The organism is Kaistella treverensis (assembly GCF_900114045.1).
In the GTDB taxonomy this organism is placed as follows: domain Bacteria; phylum Bacteroidota; class Bacteroidia; order Flavobacteriales; family Weeksellaceae; genus Kaistella; species Kaistella treverensis.
In genome coordinates, this window is the sequence record NZ_FORQ01000001.1 from 237906 (window position 1) to 256916 (window position 19011).

The following is a 19011-nucleotide window of genomic DNA, read 5'->3' on the forward strand; positions in this document are numbered from 1 at the left end:
TATGTTGTTTTTATGGTTTTCAATGTTGACTTTTGCTTTGACTAAACGAGTAAACGAAAACATGGAAAGGGACGAAATAATTATTCACAAGCTCAACCGAATTGAAAAACATATATTCGGTTTGAAAGAAATTTTGAACGTTGAAGAACTTTCAGATTACACAGGATTCAAGAAATCATACATCTACAAATTAGTACATTCTAACAGTATCGCATTCTCTAAACCTAACGGAAAAGTTCTCTTTTTTGAGCGGAAAAAAATTGATGCTTGGTTATTAAAAAACAGCCATAAGTCCAACGATGAAATTCAACAGGAAGCAATTGAATTTTCTTTACGTAAAAAATAAAGTGAGTTGGAAAAGAATAGATCTTTTGTAACAAAACCCAGAAAGAAAGTATTGTTTTCTAATGACTTTCGTGAAGTACTGATTACCCAAAATACTACGATTATTGAGCAACGGATAATTATGATGATTCTTGCATCAATAAAAGAAGAGCAGTCGGCCTTTATTGAATTAAAACTACCATTCAATAATCCAAAAGAAAAACAGCTCTCTTTTGACGATTGTTTCGAGGGATGGGCAAATCAAGGCGTCATGGAATTCGTAATTCCCACGGACCAATTGAATCCCGGGAGAAAAATGAAAAACACTGTCATTCAAAGCGCCTTAATCAATATGTCCAACATCAATTGGTTTAGGTTAAGAGATGTAACCATTAATGGATTTAAAGCTGTCCCGTTCATTTCTGAACCTCGCTGGAATTCTAAAAACATTTTTTTCAATATGGATAGGGCCGTAATAAAGAACTTATTGAATATGAGTCAATATTTTTCTCTAAAAAGGGAATTGCCATATCATGCTTCAACCTCCAATACCTTAAAATTCCTTCTGTGGATTTTAAAGTTTAAGAAGATTGGCAAAATTGTAAAAAGCTATTCCCAAGTACTTAGTGAGCTCGCGATTTCCACCGATAAGTACGATAGTCGTTACCGCTTTGAAAGAGATTTTCTACGAACGGTAAAAGCTGACTTGGATAGTCTGAATGACATTAGCTTCAATTATTCATTCTCGAACGGACAATATCATTTTGTAATCTATTATACAGAACAATCTGTTGGAAAAGATCAAACCTTCAGCTCACTCAATGATTTACAGATAAGCCGCTCACTGAAATATTTAAAGAAAACACGAAGCCTTGAAGAAGGGCATTTAAGAGTTTTAAAGCAGCTTTATGATCTAAGAGGTTATATTGGGCTGTCTTCTCATCTGAAACGCAAAATTCAGATAGATTTGAAAGGTGGTGAGTATATAAAGGGTGTTCTGGAAATGCTCGCAGAAAAGTAGCATGTTATCTCCGTCCAATGTTATCTTATCTCCCATACGTAGGATCTTATCTTCATGCAACAGGATTTTATATCCATGTAATTGGATATTATTTCCGAATATTTGGTTATTATCTCCATTTTTAATCAGTTCTATGTTCTTGGAAATGGCTCTCAGAAGGACTTCCCTAAGGGTTTCAATTTCCTTCCTTAATTATACTAATGTAATTAACTCTATTATTTTTATTAATGTATTAATAATTGTGGATAAAAAACAACCGATTTCTTTTGGCTTAACTAATTGATATTCAGATCATTATTTTTTTTGTTTTCCGAGGCAAAATTGGATATTATCTCCATTTTGAGTTTTTGCTTTTAAAGAAAAAAAAAGAGCTACGTCAGAAACATAAAAACTTAGTCTTTAAAATTGAAAATAATACCAGTGTCATTTGGTTTTAGGCGAATATTGCTTTTTTTTGAAGATTAAGGTGAGTAAAATAGCTCCAGGTAAGTCAAATGTAGTCGCAGTTTTCTTTTTGCAACCTGCGTAAATTAGTACAAGGTGCATCGCTAGATCGACAGTGGCGCTGCGCTAATTAGTTTCAGGTAGCTGAGTAATGTCTACACAGGAATTTCTGTTCACCTGCGTAAAATAGCTGTAGGTTTTTTTGAGCAAGGGAGATAATATACCAAAGTGCTTTTTCGGTCGGACATAAAACAATAAATACCTCCTGCGCAAATTCACTACAGGTCTACTAATTAACCTGCGTAAAATAGTACCACGTTTCCTTCATTATTAGGCAACGAATTATACCAAAAGGCATGTCGATCCCTTTTAACAAATACATACATATACCTGAGTAAATAAAGACAGGTCTAATATATTGCAACCTGGGCAAAATAATACCAGGTTTCACTTTTTAGAGCTCTAAAACGGATAACAGCAAGATGTGTCTTTGTACCCACAAACTTTTCAAGTTTTGGATACCAAGACCTCTTGCCTTTTTTGCAAAAGGTGAAAAAAGTCGGAACTCCTTTTTTGTTTTTATGGCATTTAGACGGAAGAGCATTGCTTTAAAAGTTGAATTATTGCTGAAAAAAAAATCATAGTCAGCTGGTGAATGAAATGAAACTTACACTGGGGTTCGCTGAATCTTTATTCAAAAATCTACACAATTAAAAGTGCAAATATTCAACGAAGTAGACCTTTCCTGCTAAAGCGTCACACTTTGTCCGTAAACTCCGTCATCTTTGTCTCATAAACATCTTTTATGAAAACAGAGATCAAATTCAACGTGCTGGACGTTATCGAGGAAATTTATCTGCATTCCAGAGATTCGCATCTTCGGGAACCACTTTTTGAAATGCTTAAAGATCAGATCGCGATGTTGTCGGAATATCTGCAGCTCACGCAACTGCAATCAATTCTGTTTGCCAACTGCTTTATTCTGGGTTACGATGATGCGAGTGTTGCGGGAGTCTACCGGCATTTTGGTTTTGAAGAGTACCACTTGCTTAGATTATCATTCCTATTAGGAGACGGTGTTAATCCACGGAATGTTTCAATTTAAAATTAAGCAAAAGGCAAGATACATTTTCATGATTCTTCCGCTACCTAAATAATTATCTTTGCCTAAAATTTAAACCTTTGGAATACCCGATCCGGATCTTTAATGCTGAGAATATTTTTGAATTTATTGCGGTAGGCAGGCCGCATCATCCTCAAACACCGGCTTTCCTGATCCTGAAAAAGGGAAAACTCATTTTTACGGAAGGCCTGAACAGCATCGAGCTGGGCGAGAATTGTGTGGCACTGATCGATTCGAGGCAGGTATACGAACTTCAGGAAATAAGCGAAAAACCGGAAATACTGGTTATCGCTTTTTCCCGTCAGTACACCGAAAAACTTCCCCTCAAGATCAACCGGCTGAATGCTTTTGTCTATTTCCGGAACGAGCTGGTGCGCAATTTTTGTCTGGATCCTACACCTTTTGCCAGGATTTGGAACAACGCAGCACTTTTGCAGAGTATCCTTGAAAGCGAGGATCAATCTGAAAACCGCGAGGAAGTGATCAGGCATCTTTTCTCTTCCGCCGTGTATCTGTTCGGCGATATTATTTCGCAAAACGCGGTTTTCGCGAAGGAAAAAGTGTCCCGCAAACAGGAGATTACCCTTCAGTTTCTGAAAAATGTTGGTGAATATTTTCCCGAACAGCGTGAGGTAACCTGGTACGGCGAAAAGCAATTTATTACTTCCAGACATCTCACGGCCATTTTAAAAGAAGTGACCGGCAAAACGGCCGGGCAGATCATTGCGGCCTATGTGATGAAGGAAGCGATGGCGCTGCTTTCTTCCACGGAAAAGAGTATATACGAAATTTCCATGGATCTTAAGTTCAGCGACCAGTATTCCTTCGGGCATTTTTTCAAGAAGAACTCAGGCGAAAGTCCGGCTGTTTACCGCAGGCGTTTTAAAAACTAAATCTTACTTTTAAACATTTTATTCGTTCTTTCCGTCATTTTCTGGGGTCTCGTATACCGGTAGCTTTGCACCGTTAAATAAACCACAGAAAATATGAAACTGAAAAACACGCTGACTGTATTATTGCTGAGTCTGTTTTTTTTCGAAGCCACCGCTCAAACCACGGAACGCACCTTAGTGCTGGACGAGGTGGTGCAGATGGCCCTCGAGAACCACACGCAGCTTAAGCTTTCGTCAGAAAACATCCTGATTGCGCGCCAGCAGACCAAAAACGCAGCGTTGCAGAAACTGCCGAACATCACCGCTTCTGCCAATGCCTTTTATCTGGGTGATGCGCTGATCCTCGATAAAGACCTGTCTAAAATCGCAACCGTGAGCATGCCGCATTTCGGCAATACCTACAGCATCCAGGCGTCAGAACTTATTTATAAAGGCGGGCTTGTGAGAAAATCGATTGAAGTTTCGGAACTGCGCGAACAGCTTGCCGAACTGGATCTTGAAAAAGATGAGCAGAATATTAAATTTCTTGTGATGTCGAATTATCTCGATATCCAAAGGATCATCAACCAGAAAAATGTATTTCTGAATAACCGAAAACTCGCGACTGAGCGCCTTGAGAACGTAAAGAAATTTTATAAGCAGGGCATGGTGACGCGGAATGAGATCATACGTGGCGAACTGTTGCTGAAGAACCTGGAGCAGGGAATTCTGACGCTGGACAACAACCGTGCGGGTTTAAATTATCAGCTGGCGACCGCTATCGCGCTTTCGCCTGATGTTCTTATTGTGCCCACTGCAACTTTAAGCGGGGTGGCGGCCGATGAAGGACTGAACTACTATTTAGACCGGGCGCATCAGAATCATCCGGTCTTAAAATATGCGCAAACCGGAATTGAACTCGCCAACAAAAACATCGTGATTATCAATACCGATAAAAAACCCACTATTGGCGCCTTTGGCGGTTACGATATGGCGCGGCCCGTTACAAGTTCGCTTCCTGCGCAGGATTTTTACACCAACACGTGGCAGGCAGGACTCAGCATCAGTTATAATATCGACAACCTTTATAAAACCAAAGAAAAGGAGCAGCTGGGGAAATTGCAGCTCAACCAGGCCAGAAACGTGCTTGTGCTGCAGCAGGAAAATCTTGATGTGCAGACCAACGCCGCCTATCTCAAATGGCAGGAAGCCGTGCAGCAGGCGCGTCTTAACAAAGAAAGCGAAGAACTGGCCAATGAAAACTATAAGATCATAGAAGCCAAATACCTTAACCAGCTCGCGCTGCAGGCCGATATGATTGATGCCACCAATGCCAAACTGGAAGCCGAACTGCAGTACGCCAACAGCGAGATTAACGTGCAGTACCAGTATTACAATTTATTGAAAACAACAGGAACTTTATAAAATAAAATTACAGCGATGTCAGAAAAAACTCCCGATAACGAAAATATCATCCAGCACGAGACTGAAGTAAAAGCTTCACATAAAAAACCGGAAGAAAAAGTGCAGCCACCTATTAAAAAACCTAAGAAAAAAAGCAATAAAGTAAAAACAACGGTGATCAACCTGCTTGTTTTCGCAATAGCGGTGGGCGGCTTCTACTGGTTGGTGAAACATTATTTTCACCTTGGCGACGATAACTTCACGAACTCCGCACAGGTGGAAGAATTTATCAATCCCGTAAACACACGTGTTGCCGGGTATATTAAAGAAATAAAATATACCGAACATGAGGCCGTGAAAAAAGGCGATACCCTGGTCATACTGGACGACCGCGAGCTCCGCACCCAGTTGGCACAGGCTGAAGCTGCGTGGCAGAATGCGCGCGCCTCACGGGACGTAACTTCCTCCTCAGTGAATACGGTTTCAAATAACGTGAACGTTGCCAATGCGAACATCGCCGGCGCTAAAGCCCGACTTTGGAATGCTGAACAGAACATGAACCGCTACAAGAACCTTCTAGCTTCCGAAGCGGTGACAAGGCAGCAGTACGACCAGGTAAAGACCGAATATGACGCTACCAAAGCGGCGTATGAAACCCTTCTGAGCCAGAAAAACTCAGCGAGTCTTGCCACCGGCGAAACCCGAAGCCGCCTCGGGGTAAATGATGCCGAAATAAAACGAACCTCAGCCATGCTCGATATGGCCAAAATCAACTTGTCCTACGCGGTAATTACCGCCCCTTACAACGGCGTGATGGGCAGAAGGCTGATCAACGAAGGGCAACTGGTACAACCCGGGCAGCAGTTGGGCACCATCGTACTGAACGGCCAGAAGTGGATCACCGCAAACTTCCTCGAAAGCCAGATGCCACGCGTAAAAATCGGCGAAAAGATGAATATCACTGCGGATGCTTTAGACGGGAAGAAATTCATCGGTACGGTGACGGCTATTTCGGCCGCTACAGGATCTAAATATTCAAATGTTCCGGTAGATAATTCCACAGGAAATTTTGTGAAAGTACAGCAGAGGATTCCTGTACGGATTGAATTTACCGCAGATAATAAAAAAGAAGATGTGGCGCACCTGCGTGCCGGGATGAACGTGAGTGTGACTTTAAATAAATCAGAGTAATGTCGGATTATAACAAAGGGCTGTATAAAAGTTGGGTGCCGAAGCCTGTGCAGCTTTTACTTATCATCATATTCACCATTCTGATCATGACGCTGAATCCGGTAAACAGCGGGAATATCAGTATGATGGTTGGTGATCTCGGCATCATGCCCGATTATCTGATGATGGCCAATTTTGCTTCTTTTATCGGAATGGCTACCGCCATGCCGCTGATACTGAGGGTGAAAATGAGATTCCGGACTAAAGAAATCATGGTGACTTCACTGGCCGTGTCGGCGGTGCTGTCTTTCGTCATCGCTACGACCGATGTCGCAGAAATCATGATTGCTTCAGCACTTATCATGGGGTTTTTTAAGATGTTTATGATGCTGGAATTTATCCTTCCTTTGATGTTCATTTTAAGTCCGGACGGCAAACGGGGCCGCTTTTACGCGATATTTTATCCTTTTTCCATCATCACCGGAAATGTTGCCGGCTACTACCTTTCCAAATTAGCCTATCACACCACGTGGCAATACCCTCATTTGCTTACGGCGGGGCTTTGTCTGGTGCTGATCATGATTACGGTGATCTTCCAGCATAACCAGCGTTTCGCGCGCAAACTGCCCTTCTCGCAGATCGACTGGCTGAGCATGGTCTTTTTTGCCGGCACCTTTTTGTTTATGGCGTATTTTCTTTCGTTTGGCAAAACCCTCAACTGGTTCGAGGCGTCTGCGATCCGCGTATCATTTTGGGGAACACTCGTCAGCTTCGTTCTGCTCGCACTACGCCAGCTCATGCTGAAGAGAAGTTATATCTCCTTTGGAATCTTCACCAAAAGCAATGTGCAGAGCGGTTTGCTGATGCTGCTGTTCACCGGCGTGTTCCTTGGTGCGAGTTCGCTTCAGAGCTCATTCGCCGTCGGAATACTCGGTTATGATATGGTGACGAATTCGTCGCTGAACATCATGATGATCCCCGGGGTGATAGTGGCAGGCGTGGTGGCCGTCTATTGGTTTAAGGCAGAACGGTCGCTGAAAATGTTTATCTTTTCAGGTATTGCAGCCTTTTTCCTTAACAGCGTGATGATGTATTTTATGATGGTGCCTGAACTCAGTTATGAAAGCTGGCTGCTGCCGATGGTGCTGAAGGGTTACGGCTTATGTGCGCTCTTCATCGCTGTGTGGTTTTACACCCTTGATAAGCTGGAAATGGAATCGATGCTTCAGGCGATGGGACTGATCCTGGTTTTCCGGAGTTTCGTGGCGACCGCTGTATTCTCATCATTCTTATCTTGGCTGCAATATCAGTTCCAGTGGGAAAGTGTACAAAATCTGGCGGTGTATATGGACGCGAATTTAATGTCGGCACAGTCGGCTTTATCAGGTTATAAAAGTATACAGCTCAACGCGATCTTAGCCGCCAACAAAAAGGTGTACGGCCTGATCTGCATTGCTGCTATTGGAATGATGATATATGTACTGCAGCATCATTTCGGCAGGGTAAGATTCTCGAGGTTCCGCTGGACTAAAGCCAGATTTACAGGAGCCTTGCGCCGCAGAAAAGACGGCAACGTAAAAATACTTCGCGAAAGGGTGGAAGAATTGGAAGATGGCGCAGGTGCCGTGCTGTAAAAATGAGGCTCAACTGTATTGCTGTTGGTCTTTGTAACCCAGAAAAAGCAACAATATTTATCAGTTATGGCGGCGAATTGTCTTTAATATTTGCATATCAAATACAGATGACCATTTAAGAAATCACGGTTTCATTTTAACCGATAAAGGATGGATTTTATCTCCTGCATACGATTTAAATCCTTCGGTTGAAAAAGAGGGATTAGCTCTGAATGTTGATATGGATGATAATGCCTTGAGCTTGGAATTAGCAAAAAGCGTCGGTATTTATTTTAGGTTAAATGAAGGCGGGATGAATTCCATAATTGATGAGATTAAGAACGCAGTGAGAAACTGGCAAAATATCGCTTCAGAAATTGGAATTTCCAGAGGAGAACAGGAAATAATGCAGCATGCATTTCATTATTAATCCTGTGACAAATTGCAGAGTATTGGATAGAGGCAAATCACTTTTGATTTTGTACTTTGGCAAATAGGCGCGTGACGATATAAAATTATACTGAAATGTTTTTCCATTTTTCTCGAGATTAATACTGAATTAAAAAGCTCATACAAAGTGCGTTTTTTTTAATCAAAAATCAGCACTTTTCGCCCAAATGCAGATTTTAACGGTATTTTATTTTTCGCGTAAAAGATTACAAATCAATACATTACATTTCCCAAGGTGTACAAAATGACATGAAATGAACACCCCGAAAAAGTAGAAATCCTTTATCCATCGGGCTTTGCGGTGACGAAATGTTCGGTAACATGTGTCATGAAAAGATGTTGCAGCATTTCAGCCTGTACTACTTTTGTACTACTTTTACGAGCTAAACTCCCATGAATAGAGGAAAGCTAAGATCCTGTATCGGGAAATAAATTTATCATTTCCTTAAAATCCTGAGATTTAGCTATTTTAAGCCGCACAAAAAGTTGAAATAAAGCAGCGAAAGCACTATTTTTCCAGATTATCTAATCACCTTCACAAAAAATAAACACTGAGTTTAATTAAAATGCAAACGCTGTTTCTCAAAATAACCTCCTGGGAGCGATGGGACTGGCGTATAAAATATGTGCCGATTCTGCCCGTTTGGGTTTGGAACTGTCTGCGCGCCCGGTCTTTTTGGTTTTTTACACCTTCCAACCCAAAATTGGTTTTTGGAGGTTTCGAGGGCGCCACCAAAACATCGATCTACGAACATTTACCGCCCGGAAGTTTTCCGGAAACTTTACTAGTCAAGAAGTCAACACCCTTTTGTGAGGTCGAGAAAGCCATAGACGGCAAATTTAAATATCCATTCATTGTAAAACCCGACATCGGGCGAATGGGATTTATGTTTCGCATTATTCACAACCGCGCGCAGCTGTTGGCTTACAATGGCGCGATGTCTGTGGATTACCTTATTCAGGAAAAAGTAAATTATCCGCTTGAAGTCAGCGTTTTCTATTACCGCTTTCCAAACAAAAATTGCGGCACCATCACTGGTTTTGTACGCAAGAAATACCTGCAGATTTGCGGCGATGGAAAATCCACTGTTGAGCAGTTGATGTTGGCCAATGACAGAGTAAGCAGACGAATTCAGGAGATGAAAATCCGGCACAAAGACCGGCTGCAAATGGTTTTAAAAGATAATGAAACTTTATGTTTGAGTTATGCTTTAAACCTCAGCAAAGGCTGCCGTTTAATGAGTCTGGAGCATGAAAAAGATGATGCTTTGCACCAGGTTTTTGATGAAATCAGCTCGTATTCTGATAGCTTATTTTACGGGCGGTTTGACATCAAATGTGCTTCGGTAGACGATTTAAAAGCAGGTAAAAATTACTCAATTATTGAATATAATGGCTGCGGTGCCGAGCCACATCACGTCTACGGAAACGGAAATTCATTGCTTAAAGCTTGTAAAATTTTGGCTGAACACTGGCTGATTTTGACTCAAATCTCCAGACAAAACAGAACCCACGGAGTGAAATACGATAACTTTACACAAGGCTGGACGACCATGATAAATTGCCGCAAACATTTTGCGAAGCTTAAAAAGCTCGACGCTAACTTCCCGGAATTTCACTAAAGTTTTTTTTCCCGGCATAAACGGCTCTTTTTTTTCTTTATTCCCTAAATTGAAAAAATAAAAAACTATTTCTCCTCAAACTTTTGCAAAACCTTCAGCAGATCAATTCCTTTTCCTAAAACGGGTTTAAAAATATCACCTACTTCTTCAAGCCTTTTTAAAGCATTGAAAATGGTGAAATCGGTCATTTTCAGTCCTTTTTTTACTTCGTCCCAGTGAAGCGGCATTGAAACCGTAGCACCGGGTTTTGGCCGGACTGAATATACGGATGCAATAGTCGCGTGCGGGCGGTTTTGCAGAAAATCCAGATACATCTTGCCTTCACGCTCCTTAATTATGCGTTCTATGCTCGTAATTCTCGGCAGCTCACGGTGTACTAAAGTTACGATAGCACGCGCGAATTCTTTGCTTTGCTCATACGTATATTTGTTCCTTAGTGGAATATAAAGATGCAGGCCTGTGGAACCGCTGGTTTTACAATAGCACTGCACGCCCATATCTGATAAGATGTCTCGTGTCACCAATGCCGTTTCAACCACCTGGTCGAAAGAATTTTGGTCCGGATCCAGATCGATGATGCAATAAGTGGGATGTTCGGGTTTCTCGATGGTGCTGTTCCACGGGTTCATCTCAATGCATCCGAGATTTGCCATATACAACAGCGTTGCCTCGTCTTTCCCCACCAGATAATGTCGGTCCCGATTATCTTTTTCGCTGTGGTAAAGGTAAGTTTCCACCCAGCTTGGCGCGCGACCGGTGACATCTTTTTAATAAAACTGCTCACCTTCAATGCCATCGGGGAAACGGTTCATGCTTTGGGGACGTTTTTTTAAATAAGGGAGAATATAGGGCGCGACCTGATAATAATAATTGATGAGGTCACGCTTGGTAATCTTTTCTTTTGGCCAGAATGTTTTGTCGAGATTACTGAATTTCAGTTCATTGCCGTTTATTTTCCGAACCTGGCTTTTGTCCTTCGGATTCAGTAAAGTTTTTCTTGCGGCTTTTCCGCGCTTTTTTATGGGTGATGTTTCTTCAATTACAATTTCTTCCGTTGGTTTTTCGGTTTCTAAAACCACTTTTTTAGCGTCTTTATCCGTGCGCATTCCCTGGAAAGAAGGATGCCGCATAATGCCGCCACTCGTGATTTCCGTATAGTTCACCTCGCATAAAAGTTCGGGTTTTAGCCAGGTGACTGTGGCATGGGGCGGATTTGGACGGAAGCGCGAAGGTTTGTTGACGTCCGGTTCTTCACTGAACGGGACTTTATCGGTGATTAAGGGTTGGAAAAGTTCCATCATTTCAGTCTGCATTTTCGCATTGAAACCGGTGCCGACTTTTCCGGTGTAGACGAGTTTTTTCCCTACATAAACGCCCAGCAACAAACTGCTGAATTTTTTGTTGGAATCTTCATTTAGTGTAAAACCACCAATAGCCACTTCCTGTCTTTTATTGGCTTTGATTTTCAGCCAGTCTTTTGTACGGTTTTTCGTCTGGTAGCGGCTGTCTTTCCGCTTTGCCATAATTCCTTCCACACCCATTTTCCTGGCAGTTTCCAGAAATTCAATACCCGAAGTATCGAAGGCTTCACTCAACATGATGGTTTTATTTTCTTTTAAAATTTCCGATAAAATAGCACGTCTGTCCGTGAAAACCAAATCTTTCAAATCTTTACCATCAAGCCACAAAATGTCGAACACATAATACACCAAGTCGCCGTCTGCCTCGCTTCGCCAGTTTTGCAGCGCACCGAAATCTGCTTTTCCTTCGGAATTCAGCACCACAATTTCTCCATCCAGAACGGCATTGATTTTTAATTTTTTAAGTTCTTCAAAAATTGGATAAAATTTTTCATTGAAACTTTTATCATTGCGCGATTTCATCTCTACACTTCCTTCATTTAGAAAAGCCACTGCGCGGTAACCGTCCCTCTTTACTTCGTACAACCAGTTTTCACTGTCGAAAGGCTCATCAACCAATGTGGCAAGCATGGGTTCGACTTCCTGATAAAATTTTTCGTCCGGTGCCGATTCCAAAAGCGCCGCAATCTCAGCCGGTTTTTTTCGGCTCTTTTTCGGCATTTTTTTGTCTTTTGCCTCGTCTTCTGCTTTTGCTGCTTTTTCTTCACCGTAAATGCGGTCCGGGGATTTTTCCATTTCGGCAATGCTTTTTTTAGAAATCACCGATTTATCTTTTTTGGTGATGTCGTCCGTAGAAGCAAATTCATCCTCGAGCTTCATCAGCAACCAACCGTTTTCACCACGGCCGTAGGCTTTTATTAAAGCAAAATCGCCTTTCAGTTTTTCGCCGTGCATGCGGAATTTAATCTTGCCGGATTTTAGCTGCTCCAGCAGCCTTTTTTCCTGTTTCTTCTTATCGCCCTTAACTTCATCAATGGGTTCATATGTGCCTTCGTCCCACACGATCACCGTGCCGCCGCCGTATTGCCCTTTTGGGATGAGGCCTTCAAATTTCCGATAATCGTAAGGGTGATCTTCCACCATCATGGCAAGCCGTTTTACGTCGGGATCCAGCGATGGACCTTTGGGTACGGCCCAGCTTTTTAGCACGCCATCCATTTCCAGACGGAAATCGTAGTGCAGGTGCGAAGCATCATGCTTTTGAATGACAAAAACCAGTTCTTTCCCTGAAGTTTTTCCGCCAAAAGGCTCCGGTGTTTTACTTTGGTCGCGTTTTTCACGGTATTTTTCTAAAGCCATCGTTGTGTTTTTTTTGGTTTGAAGAAGTTGATATCAGCGGTAAATTTATTTGCCGTTAAACGGGCAAATTTTTCGTTTTTTTCTTTTTGAATAAAGCAGCATTAATGCAATCGTTTAGATGGAGCATTTTGGATTTTCAAAACAATCAGCGCGGATGAGAAAGTGCCGAAACAAAAACTAAGCCGTTCATTTTCAAAAAAGCAATATCGAGAACGGGTGAACTGTTCTCCTTCTTATCTGACTATAAGTGGATTAGCATGGCATTTTCTTTGATTCGAAAAAAAACCATGGCAATTCCTGTGGGTGAAGGAAATCTCTTCTAAAACTTTTTTAATCGCGCTAAGAGAATTGAATTTCACCATTTTCCGGAAGCAACAGCCAAAAAAACGAATAATTTCATGAATTCCACCAATCTAAATTCGCGTCACGGAAGCAGTGCTGAAGGCAGCGAAAACTCAAAAATTTATTCTTCGAACGCCGAAAATCAAAACTCAATTCCTTATGCGGTTGGTACCATGCAACAAAAGCTTCGCAACACCGAAAATCTCGGGCCCAGCACGCTAAGTATTATTGCTGAAGCCGAAAAACGTGGCATTCCGTGGCGACGCTTAAACGATTCTTGCAAAATTCTGCTTGGACATGGCAAAAATCAGCAGATCATCCGCGCCACCATGACCGGAAAATCATCCTGTATCGCGGTGGAAACGGTAGACAATAAATATCAAACCAAAAATATTTTAGATGACGCAGGTATTCCGGTGCCGCACGGTTCAATTTGCACTTCTATAGAAGATTTAGAGGTGATTTGTGAAGAACTGGGCTTTCCGCTAGTCATTAAACCTGCCGGTGCAAACCACGGTCGCGGTGTCTCCATCAATATCCAGGATTTGTTTTCAGCCAGACAGGCTTTTGATGAAGCAAAAGATTTCCGCTCTTCGGTGATGGTTGAAAAGTATGTTGAAGGTAAAGATTTCCGCCTTTTGGTCATCAATGGAAAATTGGTGGCAGCAGCGCAACGCCAGCCCGCTCAGGTCAAAGGCGATGGAAAATCCACTATAAGGGAATTAATTGACAAAGTAAACGCCGACCCAAACCGTGGTGAAGGCCATCTCAAAGTTCTAACCAAAATCTCCGTGGATGCAGATACCGAGAAATTACTCAACCAAAAAAACTATACTCTTGAAAACGTTCCTGCTGAAAATGAAACGGTTGTTTTGAAATCAACAGCCAATCTCAGTACCGGCGGAACAGCGATTGACGTCACTGATAGAGTGCACCTGGAAAACCGGTTTTTGGCCGAAAGAACTGCCGCATTTCTGGGCTTGGATATTTGTGGGATTGATATCATCACTCCCGACATTGCAGTTCCACTTGCGGAAAATAACGGTGCCGTCATCGAAGTGAATGCCGCGCCGGGCTTCAGAATGCATCTTGCTCCTTCGGAAGGTCAGCGACGAAATGTTGCCGCTGCTGTCATCGATATGCTTTTTCCGGCTGAAAAACCCAGCACCATTCCCATTTTTGCCATCACAGGAACGAATGGCAAAACCACTGTCACCCGGCTTCTGGCACATTTAGCCCAAACTTGCGGTTATTCTCCGGGTTTTACCACCACCGACGGGATCTCTGTCGCTGGGCACGAAATCGTTAAGGGCGACTGCTCCGGTTCTTCCAGTGCTGCGCTGGTTTTAGCCGATCCTCTAGTAGATTTTGCGGTATTGGAAACGGCACGCGGCGGACTGCTGCGCGCAGGACTAGCCTTTGATGAATGCGACGTAGGAATCCTGACCAATATTGCGGCTGATCATTTAGGTCTCAAGAACATCAATACATTGGAGGAATTGGCCGAGGTAAAAGCAGCTGTGCTACGAAGCGTAAAAAAGGATGGTTGGGCGGTGCTGAATGCTCAGGACCACCGTTGCGTTCAAATCGCAAATACTTTGAACTGTAATATAGCCTATTTTTCACTGGAAACCAACCCAACGGTTGAAGAACATCTCTGGAAGGGAGGCTTAGTGGTGACGGTTGAGGACGGAAATGTCGTTGTAATAAAAAGGAATGAAAAAGCCATAATTTCAAGCATTCAGGATATTCCGCTCACATTGAACGGTACTTCCCGATGTATGACGGCGAATATTCTGGCCGCCACTGCCGCCGCCTTTGCGTATGGTTTTTCTGCAACGCAGATCAAAGAGGCGTGGCAGACTTTTTTACCTGGTCCGGAACAGACACCAGGGCGGATGAACCATTTTACAATCCGCGATTTTTCGGTATTGGTCGATTACGCGCATAATCCGCACGGTGTCCGTGAAATGCAGGACTATCTGAGCCATGTGCAGGCATCACGTAAGGTCGGAATTATTGCCGCAGTGGGCGACCGGCGTGATGAAGATATTATAGAACTTGCTGAACTTGCCGGCCAGATGTTTGACCAAATCATCATCCGTCAGGATAGCAGCTTACGGGGCCGAGAACTGGACGAAATGAACACTCTAATGATCCGCGGCCTGGAAAGAAGCTGTCGGAAAGTACCGTACAAGATAATTCCCGACGAAAAAGAAGCCATCCGCTTTGCCCTTAAAGCTGCCATTCCAGGCGATTTTATCGTCGCGCTGAGCGATAATTATCAGGAGGTTATTAAGATTATTAAAGAATTTGCGCCTGAACTTGCTTAAAAATTTAGTTTTAAAATTTTACATCTATGACGAAAGGAAAAATTTTAATTGTAGGTGGTGCGGAAGATAAGGAAGGCAACCGCGACGCCTATAACGACGAAACCATTTTGCAGCGCTTTATTGAAGAAACCCGGCATAAAAAGTGCTCGCGCATTGAGATTATCACCTCCGCTTCATCGATTCCCGAAGAAATGGGGAAGCAGTACGTAAAAACTTTCAAAAGACTGGGCGCCGAAAATTGCGGTTTTCTTTTGATGAAGACGAGACACGAAGCAGATCAACCTGAAAATCTGGAACGGTTAAAAAAAGCCGATGCGGTTTTTACCACGGGCGGCTCGCAACTTGCGCTCACTACTACGCTCGGCGGTACCGAATTTTACCGAATTTTACTTGAAAAGCTCGAAAAAACTGATTTCGTTTATGCGGGCACTTCGGCTGGAGCCGCTGCCGCTTCGGAGAGCATGATTATTGAAGGGGCCAGTTCGGAGGCAGAATTTAAAGGTGGCGTAACCAGTGCCACAGGTTTTGGCTTCATCAAGCATATCGTTTTTGACACCCATTTTATTGAGCGCGGACGTATTGCGCGGCTTTTTCAGGTCGTGGTAAGTAATCCCACGGTTTTAGGCGTTGGTTTGGAGTAAAATACCGCCTTGCTCTTCCATCGGAATAAAATGGAAGCCATCGGCTCGGGGGCTGCCATTCTGCTTGACGGCAGGGATGTCAGCAAAAGCAATCTGATGGAAGTGGTGAATGGCGCGCCCCTTTCCATTGAAAATATGACTTTACACCTGATGAGCAAACACGATATTTTCGATTTGGAGAAACGCACTTTAGAAATTAAAAATCCACCCGAGGCTAAAAAATAATTAACCTTAAATCAAAAACGGCTTAACTTGGAGCGGCTTTTTACATAAACCGATCTATTCAAAAAAATCTGCCGCTAAAAGTGCAGATTTTTCTATTTTACCATAAAACAAAAATTGCCTCGATGAGCAACGAAAATTTTGCTGTTTAAACTACTTTTTAGTGTCGGCACCAGCAATTTTGTGTTTATGCCTGAAGCTCATGAAGACATTTGGAGAAATAAACAATTGCTAACTTTACACATTAAATAAGTTTCATGCCTCACCGTTTCCAGGACCAAAACCACCGCCTCAGCCATTTCCAGGATCACGTAGATGTTGTCTGTCGGGGCTGTGGCAAAAATGCAACAGCCACTGCAGATCATGATAAAAAAGAAGCCCGCATGTACTGTCTGCAATGCGGTTATTCAAAAACGGTAAGCACAAGCGTTGAGGTAGCGGGAATCCGCGGCGACTTACAAATCGCTGCACACGAATATTTCGGCGCTAAGTTGTGGTTCGCGGCGCCTTTTAAAAGCGAAGAATTTTTCGCTTTTAACCGCGAACACCTCGATTATCTGGAAGCCTATATTTCCGCCACATTGCGCGAACATACAGAACGCAGCCATTTTACCCTGCTGGAAAAGCTGCCGCGCTTTTATCACGAAGCCAAAAACCGCGAGGCGTTGCTGAAACTTATCGCAAAACTTAAAACAAAAAAATAAGCCGGTAAAACCGGCTATTTTTCATTTTTCTCTTTGGTCGGCATCAGTCTCGGAATCATTTTGCTTACATCCTGCAGATATTCTTCGGGGTTCGGATTTCCGCGGTGACAGGTAACGCAGTACACGGCAACCAGATTTTTAGGTTTCGGGTCCGGGCGGTGCGGCAGAAAATATTTGGAGTTTATGTCGTTCGTCATCGCTAGCATACCGCGCGCAATTTCTTTCGTCATTTTCGCGTCCGACGGAAAATCCAGCTTTTGCTGATTGTCTTTTTGTGACGCGTGGCAGTGCGCACAGTCTACGCCCAGAGACGCATTGAAGGTTTTCATCACAAACATCAGGCTGTCTTTGGTAATGTTTTTCGGCAGAATTTTCAGGTTTTTCCACTCGGTTTGCGATTCACTGATCGGTTTGTAGGTTCTGGTAGAATTGGTGGTTAAGAAAATAAGGGCACCAATCATTCCCAGGAAGCCCGCAAACGATAACACGTCTTTTAATTTGTTGGTTTTCATAGCATTAGTGTTTAGGAAAAACTAAGTTATCAAAAAATCCGCAAAAAATAAGCCTTTTAGCTCGAAATTTTTTTTGGCACCACCCTTGAAGGTGAGCGACTTATGAGCCTGAAGTTACAGCGCCGCATTTATTTGCCGCATTTTAACCGTTTTTTTTCATTTTGTCCCACCGACAAGTGATTACTGACCACTAATCTTTCGTAGCCGGGAACCTGCTTTCCGCTATTACTCCTCACGCCTGCGCTTTTCCCCACGCGTGTTGCGGGGTAGCCGCTGCAATCAGGGCTAGGGTGGCGCGTTTCAAATAGCTTTCCCGTTTTCCGAAGCTTCATTTGCACAATCTTTGCTCCTTCCTTGGCTTAAAATTCACCAACACAAAAAAATACGACGATGGAAAACAATCTGGAAAAATTTGCAAAAAATGCCGAAATAACCGCCAAAAAACACCGTGAAATTCAGGATTATATCGATGAACTCGATAAAAAATCAAAATCAAAAAAGAAAGAAGAAGAATCCGGCGGAAAATCTGCACAAGCCAACGAGCGCGACGAGCCCATGCCGCCTTTTCCCGACCAGAAACTGGAAAAACCCGGCCTGGAAGCCGACATGCAGCTCCAGCCGCGCTATGAAGCTGCCGATTACAAAGGTTCCGGGAAATTAAAAGGTAAAGTCGCGCTCATCACGGGTGGAGATTCCGGCATCGGACGCGCTGTCGCCGTCCTCTTCGCGCGCGAAGGTGCCGACGTCGCCATCGTTTACCTCACCGAACACGAAGACGCCGAAGTCACTAAAAAAGCCGTGGAAGCGGAAGGTCACCGCGCCTTAATCCTTTCCGGTGACGTCACCGATGCTGAATTTTGCCGCGCCGCCGTGGCAGAAACTGTAAACCAACTCGGCGGTCTCAATATTCTCGTTAACAATGCCGCTTTTCAGGCGCACGCCGAGGAGTTGGACTGGATTTCCGATGAACATTTTGATTTAACCCTGAAAACCAATCTCTACGGCTATTTCTACATGACCAAGGCCGCGCTGCCACACCTGAAAGAAGGAGATTCCATCATCAACACCAGTTCTGTAAACGGGCTTTTCGGCAATGAGAAGATGATCGATTATTCCCTCACCAAAGGTGGCATCAATGCTTTCACGCAGTCGCTCGCCAAAAACCTGGTAGAAAAAGGCATCCGCGTCAATGCCGTCGCGCCCGGCCCGGTGTGGACACCTTTAAATCCCGCCGATCAGAAAAAAGATGATGTCAAGCAATTTGGAGCTAAAAATCCCATGAAACGTGCCGCACAACCGGAAGAACTTTCACCAACCTACGTATTCCTCGCTGCGCCTGTTTGTTCCTCTTACATCACCGGCCAGATTATCGGGGTTTTAGGTGGTGTCTCTAACTAAAGTCTGCAACGTTTACTCAGAAAAATATCGCCTTACAACGCGGTATTTTTTCATTTTGTCTATCAAAGTAAAAAGCGGCGGTACTGGGCGCTGCAG

15 protein-coding genes and 1 pseudogene are annotated in these 19011 nt (G+C 43.2%); 14 read left to right on the forward strand and 2 right to left on the reverse strand.

What is annotated here, in order from left to right; genetic code table 11:
• Positions 1–61: 61 nt before the first annotated feature.
• From BMZ55_RS01180 to BMZ55_RS01220, 9 genes are all read left to right on the forward strand, one after another.
• Entirely contained in the window at positions 62–346 is a 285-nt protein-coding gene (locus BMZ55_RS01180) for a helix-turn-helix transcriptional regulator (RefSeq protein ID WP_089819343.1), read from the forward strand.
• Positions 347–352: 6 nt separating this feature from the next.
• The gene (locus BMZ55_RS01185) at positions 353–1345 is read left to right on the forward strand and encodes a hypothetical protein (protein ID WP_089817928.1); all 993 of its coding nucleotides are present in this window, start codon (positions 353–355) and stop codon (positions 1343–1345) included.
• 1249 nt (positions 1346–2594) lie between these two features.
• A complete protein-coding gene (locus BMZ55_RS01190; RefSeq protein WP_089817930.1) occupies positions 2595–2894 on the forward strand; it encodes a hypothetical protein in 300 nt (99 codons plus the stop codon).
• A 77-nt stretch (positions 2895–2971) separates the two neighbouring features.
• On the forward strand, positions 2972–3805 hold the full coding sequence (locus tag BMZ55_RS01195) for a helix-turn-helix domain-containing protein (RefSeq protein ID WP_089817931.1): 834 nt from the start codon (positions 2972–2974) through the stop codon (positions 3803–3805).
• Positions 3806–3898: 93 nt separating this feature from the next.
• A complete protein-coding gene (locus BMZ55_RS01200) occupies positions 3899–5209 on the forward strand; it encodes a TolC family protein (RefSeq protein WP_089817933.1) in 1311 nt (436 codons plus the stop codon).
• Between the two features lie 15 nt (positions 5210–5224).
• The gene (locus BMZ55_RS01205) at positions 5225–6379 is read left to right on the forward strand and encodes an HlyD family secretion protein (RefSeq protein ID WP_233701860.1); all 1155 of its coding nucleotides are present in this window, start codon (positions 5225–5227) and stop codon (positions 6377–6379) included.
• Positions 6379–7992 (forward strand): MFS transporter, encoded by a 1614-nt coding sequence (locus BMZ55_RS01210; RefSeq protein ID WP_089817935.1) that lies wholly within the window; start codon positions 6379–6381, stop codon positions 7990–7992. Before BMZ55_RS01205 ends, BMZ55_RS01210 begins: the two co-directional genes overlap by 1 nt.
• 55 nt (positions 7993–8047) lie before the next feature.
• Entirely contained in the window at positions 8048–8401 is a 354-nt protein-coding gene (locus BMZ55_RS11490) for a HipA domain-containing protein (protein WP_089817937.1), read from the forward strand.
• 586 nt (positions 8402–8987) lie between these two features.
• Positions 8988–10043, forward strand: coding sequence for an ATP-grasp domain-containing protein (locus BMZ55_RS01220; protein WP_089817939.1), 1056 nt, complete (start codon positions 8988–8990; stop codon positions 10041–10043).
• A gap of 65 nt (positions 10044–10108) precedes the next feature.
• Here BMZ55_RS01220 and ligD read toward each other — a convergent pair.
• A pseudogene (ligD, locus tag BMZ55_RS01225) lies at positions 10109–12763 on the reverse strand (DNA ligase D).
• 398 nt (positions 12764–13161) lie between these two features.
• Between ligD and cphA the strand changes: the two are divergent.
• From cphA to BMZ55_RS01240, 4 genes are all read left to right on the forward strand, one after another.
• The gene (gene cphA / locus BMZ55_RS01230) at positions 13162–15438 is read left to right on the forward strand and encodes a cyanophycin synthetase (protein WP_089817941.1); all 2277 of its coding nucleotides are present in this window, start codon (positions 13162–13164) and stop codon (positions 15436–15438) included.
• 26 nt (positions 15439–15464) lie between these two features.
• Entirely contained in the window at positions 15465–16079 is a 615-nt protein-coding gene (locus tag BMZ55_RS01235; RefSeq protein WP_233701863.1) for a cyanophycinase, read from the forward strand.
• A 30-nt stretch (positions 16080–16109) separates the two neighbouring features.
• Positions 16110–16304, forward strand: a complete 195-nt coding sequence (locus tag BMZ55_RS11420) for a hypothetical protein (RefSeq protein ID WP_233701864.1) — start codon at positions 16110–16112, stop codon at positions 16302–16304.
• Between the two features lie 254 nt (positions 16305–16558).
• On the forward strand, positions 16559–17005 hold the full coding sequence (locus BMZ55_RS01240) for a hypothetical protein (RefSeq protein WP_089817942.1): 447 nt from the start codon (positions 16559–16561) through the stop codon (positions 17003–17005).
• 14 nt (positions 17006–17019) lie between these two features.
• Here BMZ55_RS01240 and BMZ55_RS01245 read toward each other — a convergent pair whose 3' ends face one another.
• Positions 17020–17517 carry a c-type cytochrome gene (locus BMZ55_RS01245; RefSeq protein ID WP_089817944.1) on the reverse strand — a complete coding sequence of 166 codons (498 nt, stop codon included), beginning with the start codon at positions 17515–17517 and terminating at the stop codon, positions 17020–17022.
• A gap of 390 nt (positions 17518–17907) precedes the next feature.
• Here BMZ55_RS01245 and BMZ55_RS01250 point away from each other — a divergent pair, with 390 nt between their 5' ends.
• Positions 17908–18915, forward strand: a complete 1008-nt coding sequence (locus tag BMZ55_RS01250; protein ID WP_089817947.1) for an SDR family oxidoreductase — start codon at positions 17908–17910, stop codon at positions 18913–18915.
• Positions 18916–19011: the final 96 nt, after the last annotated feature.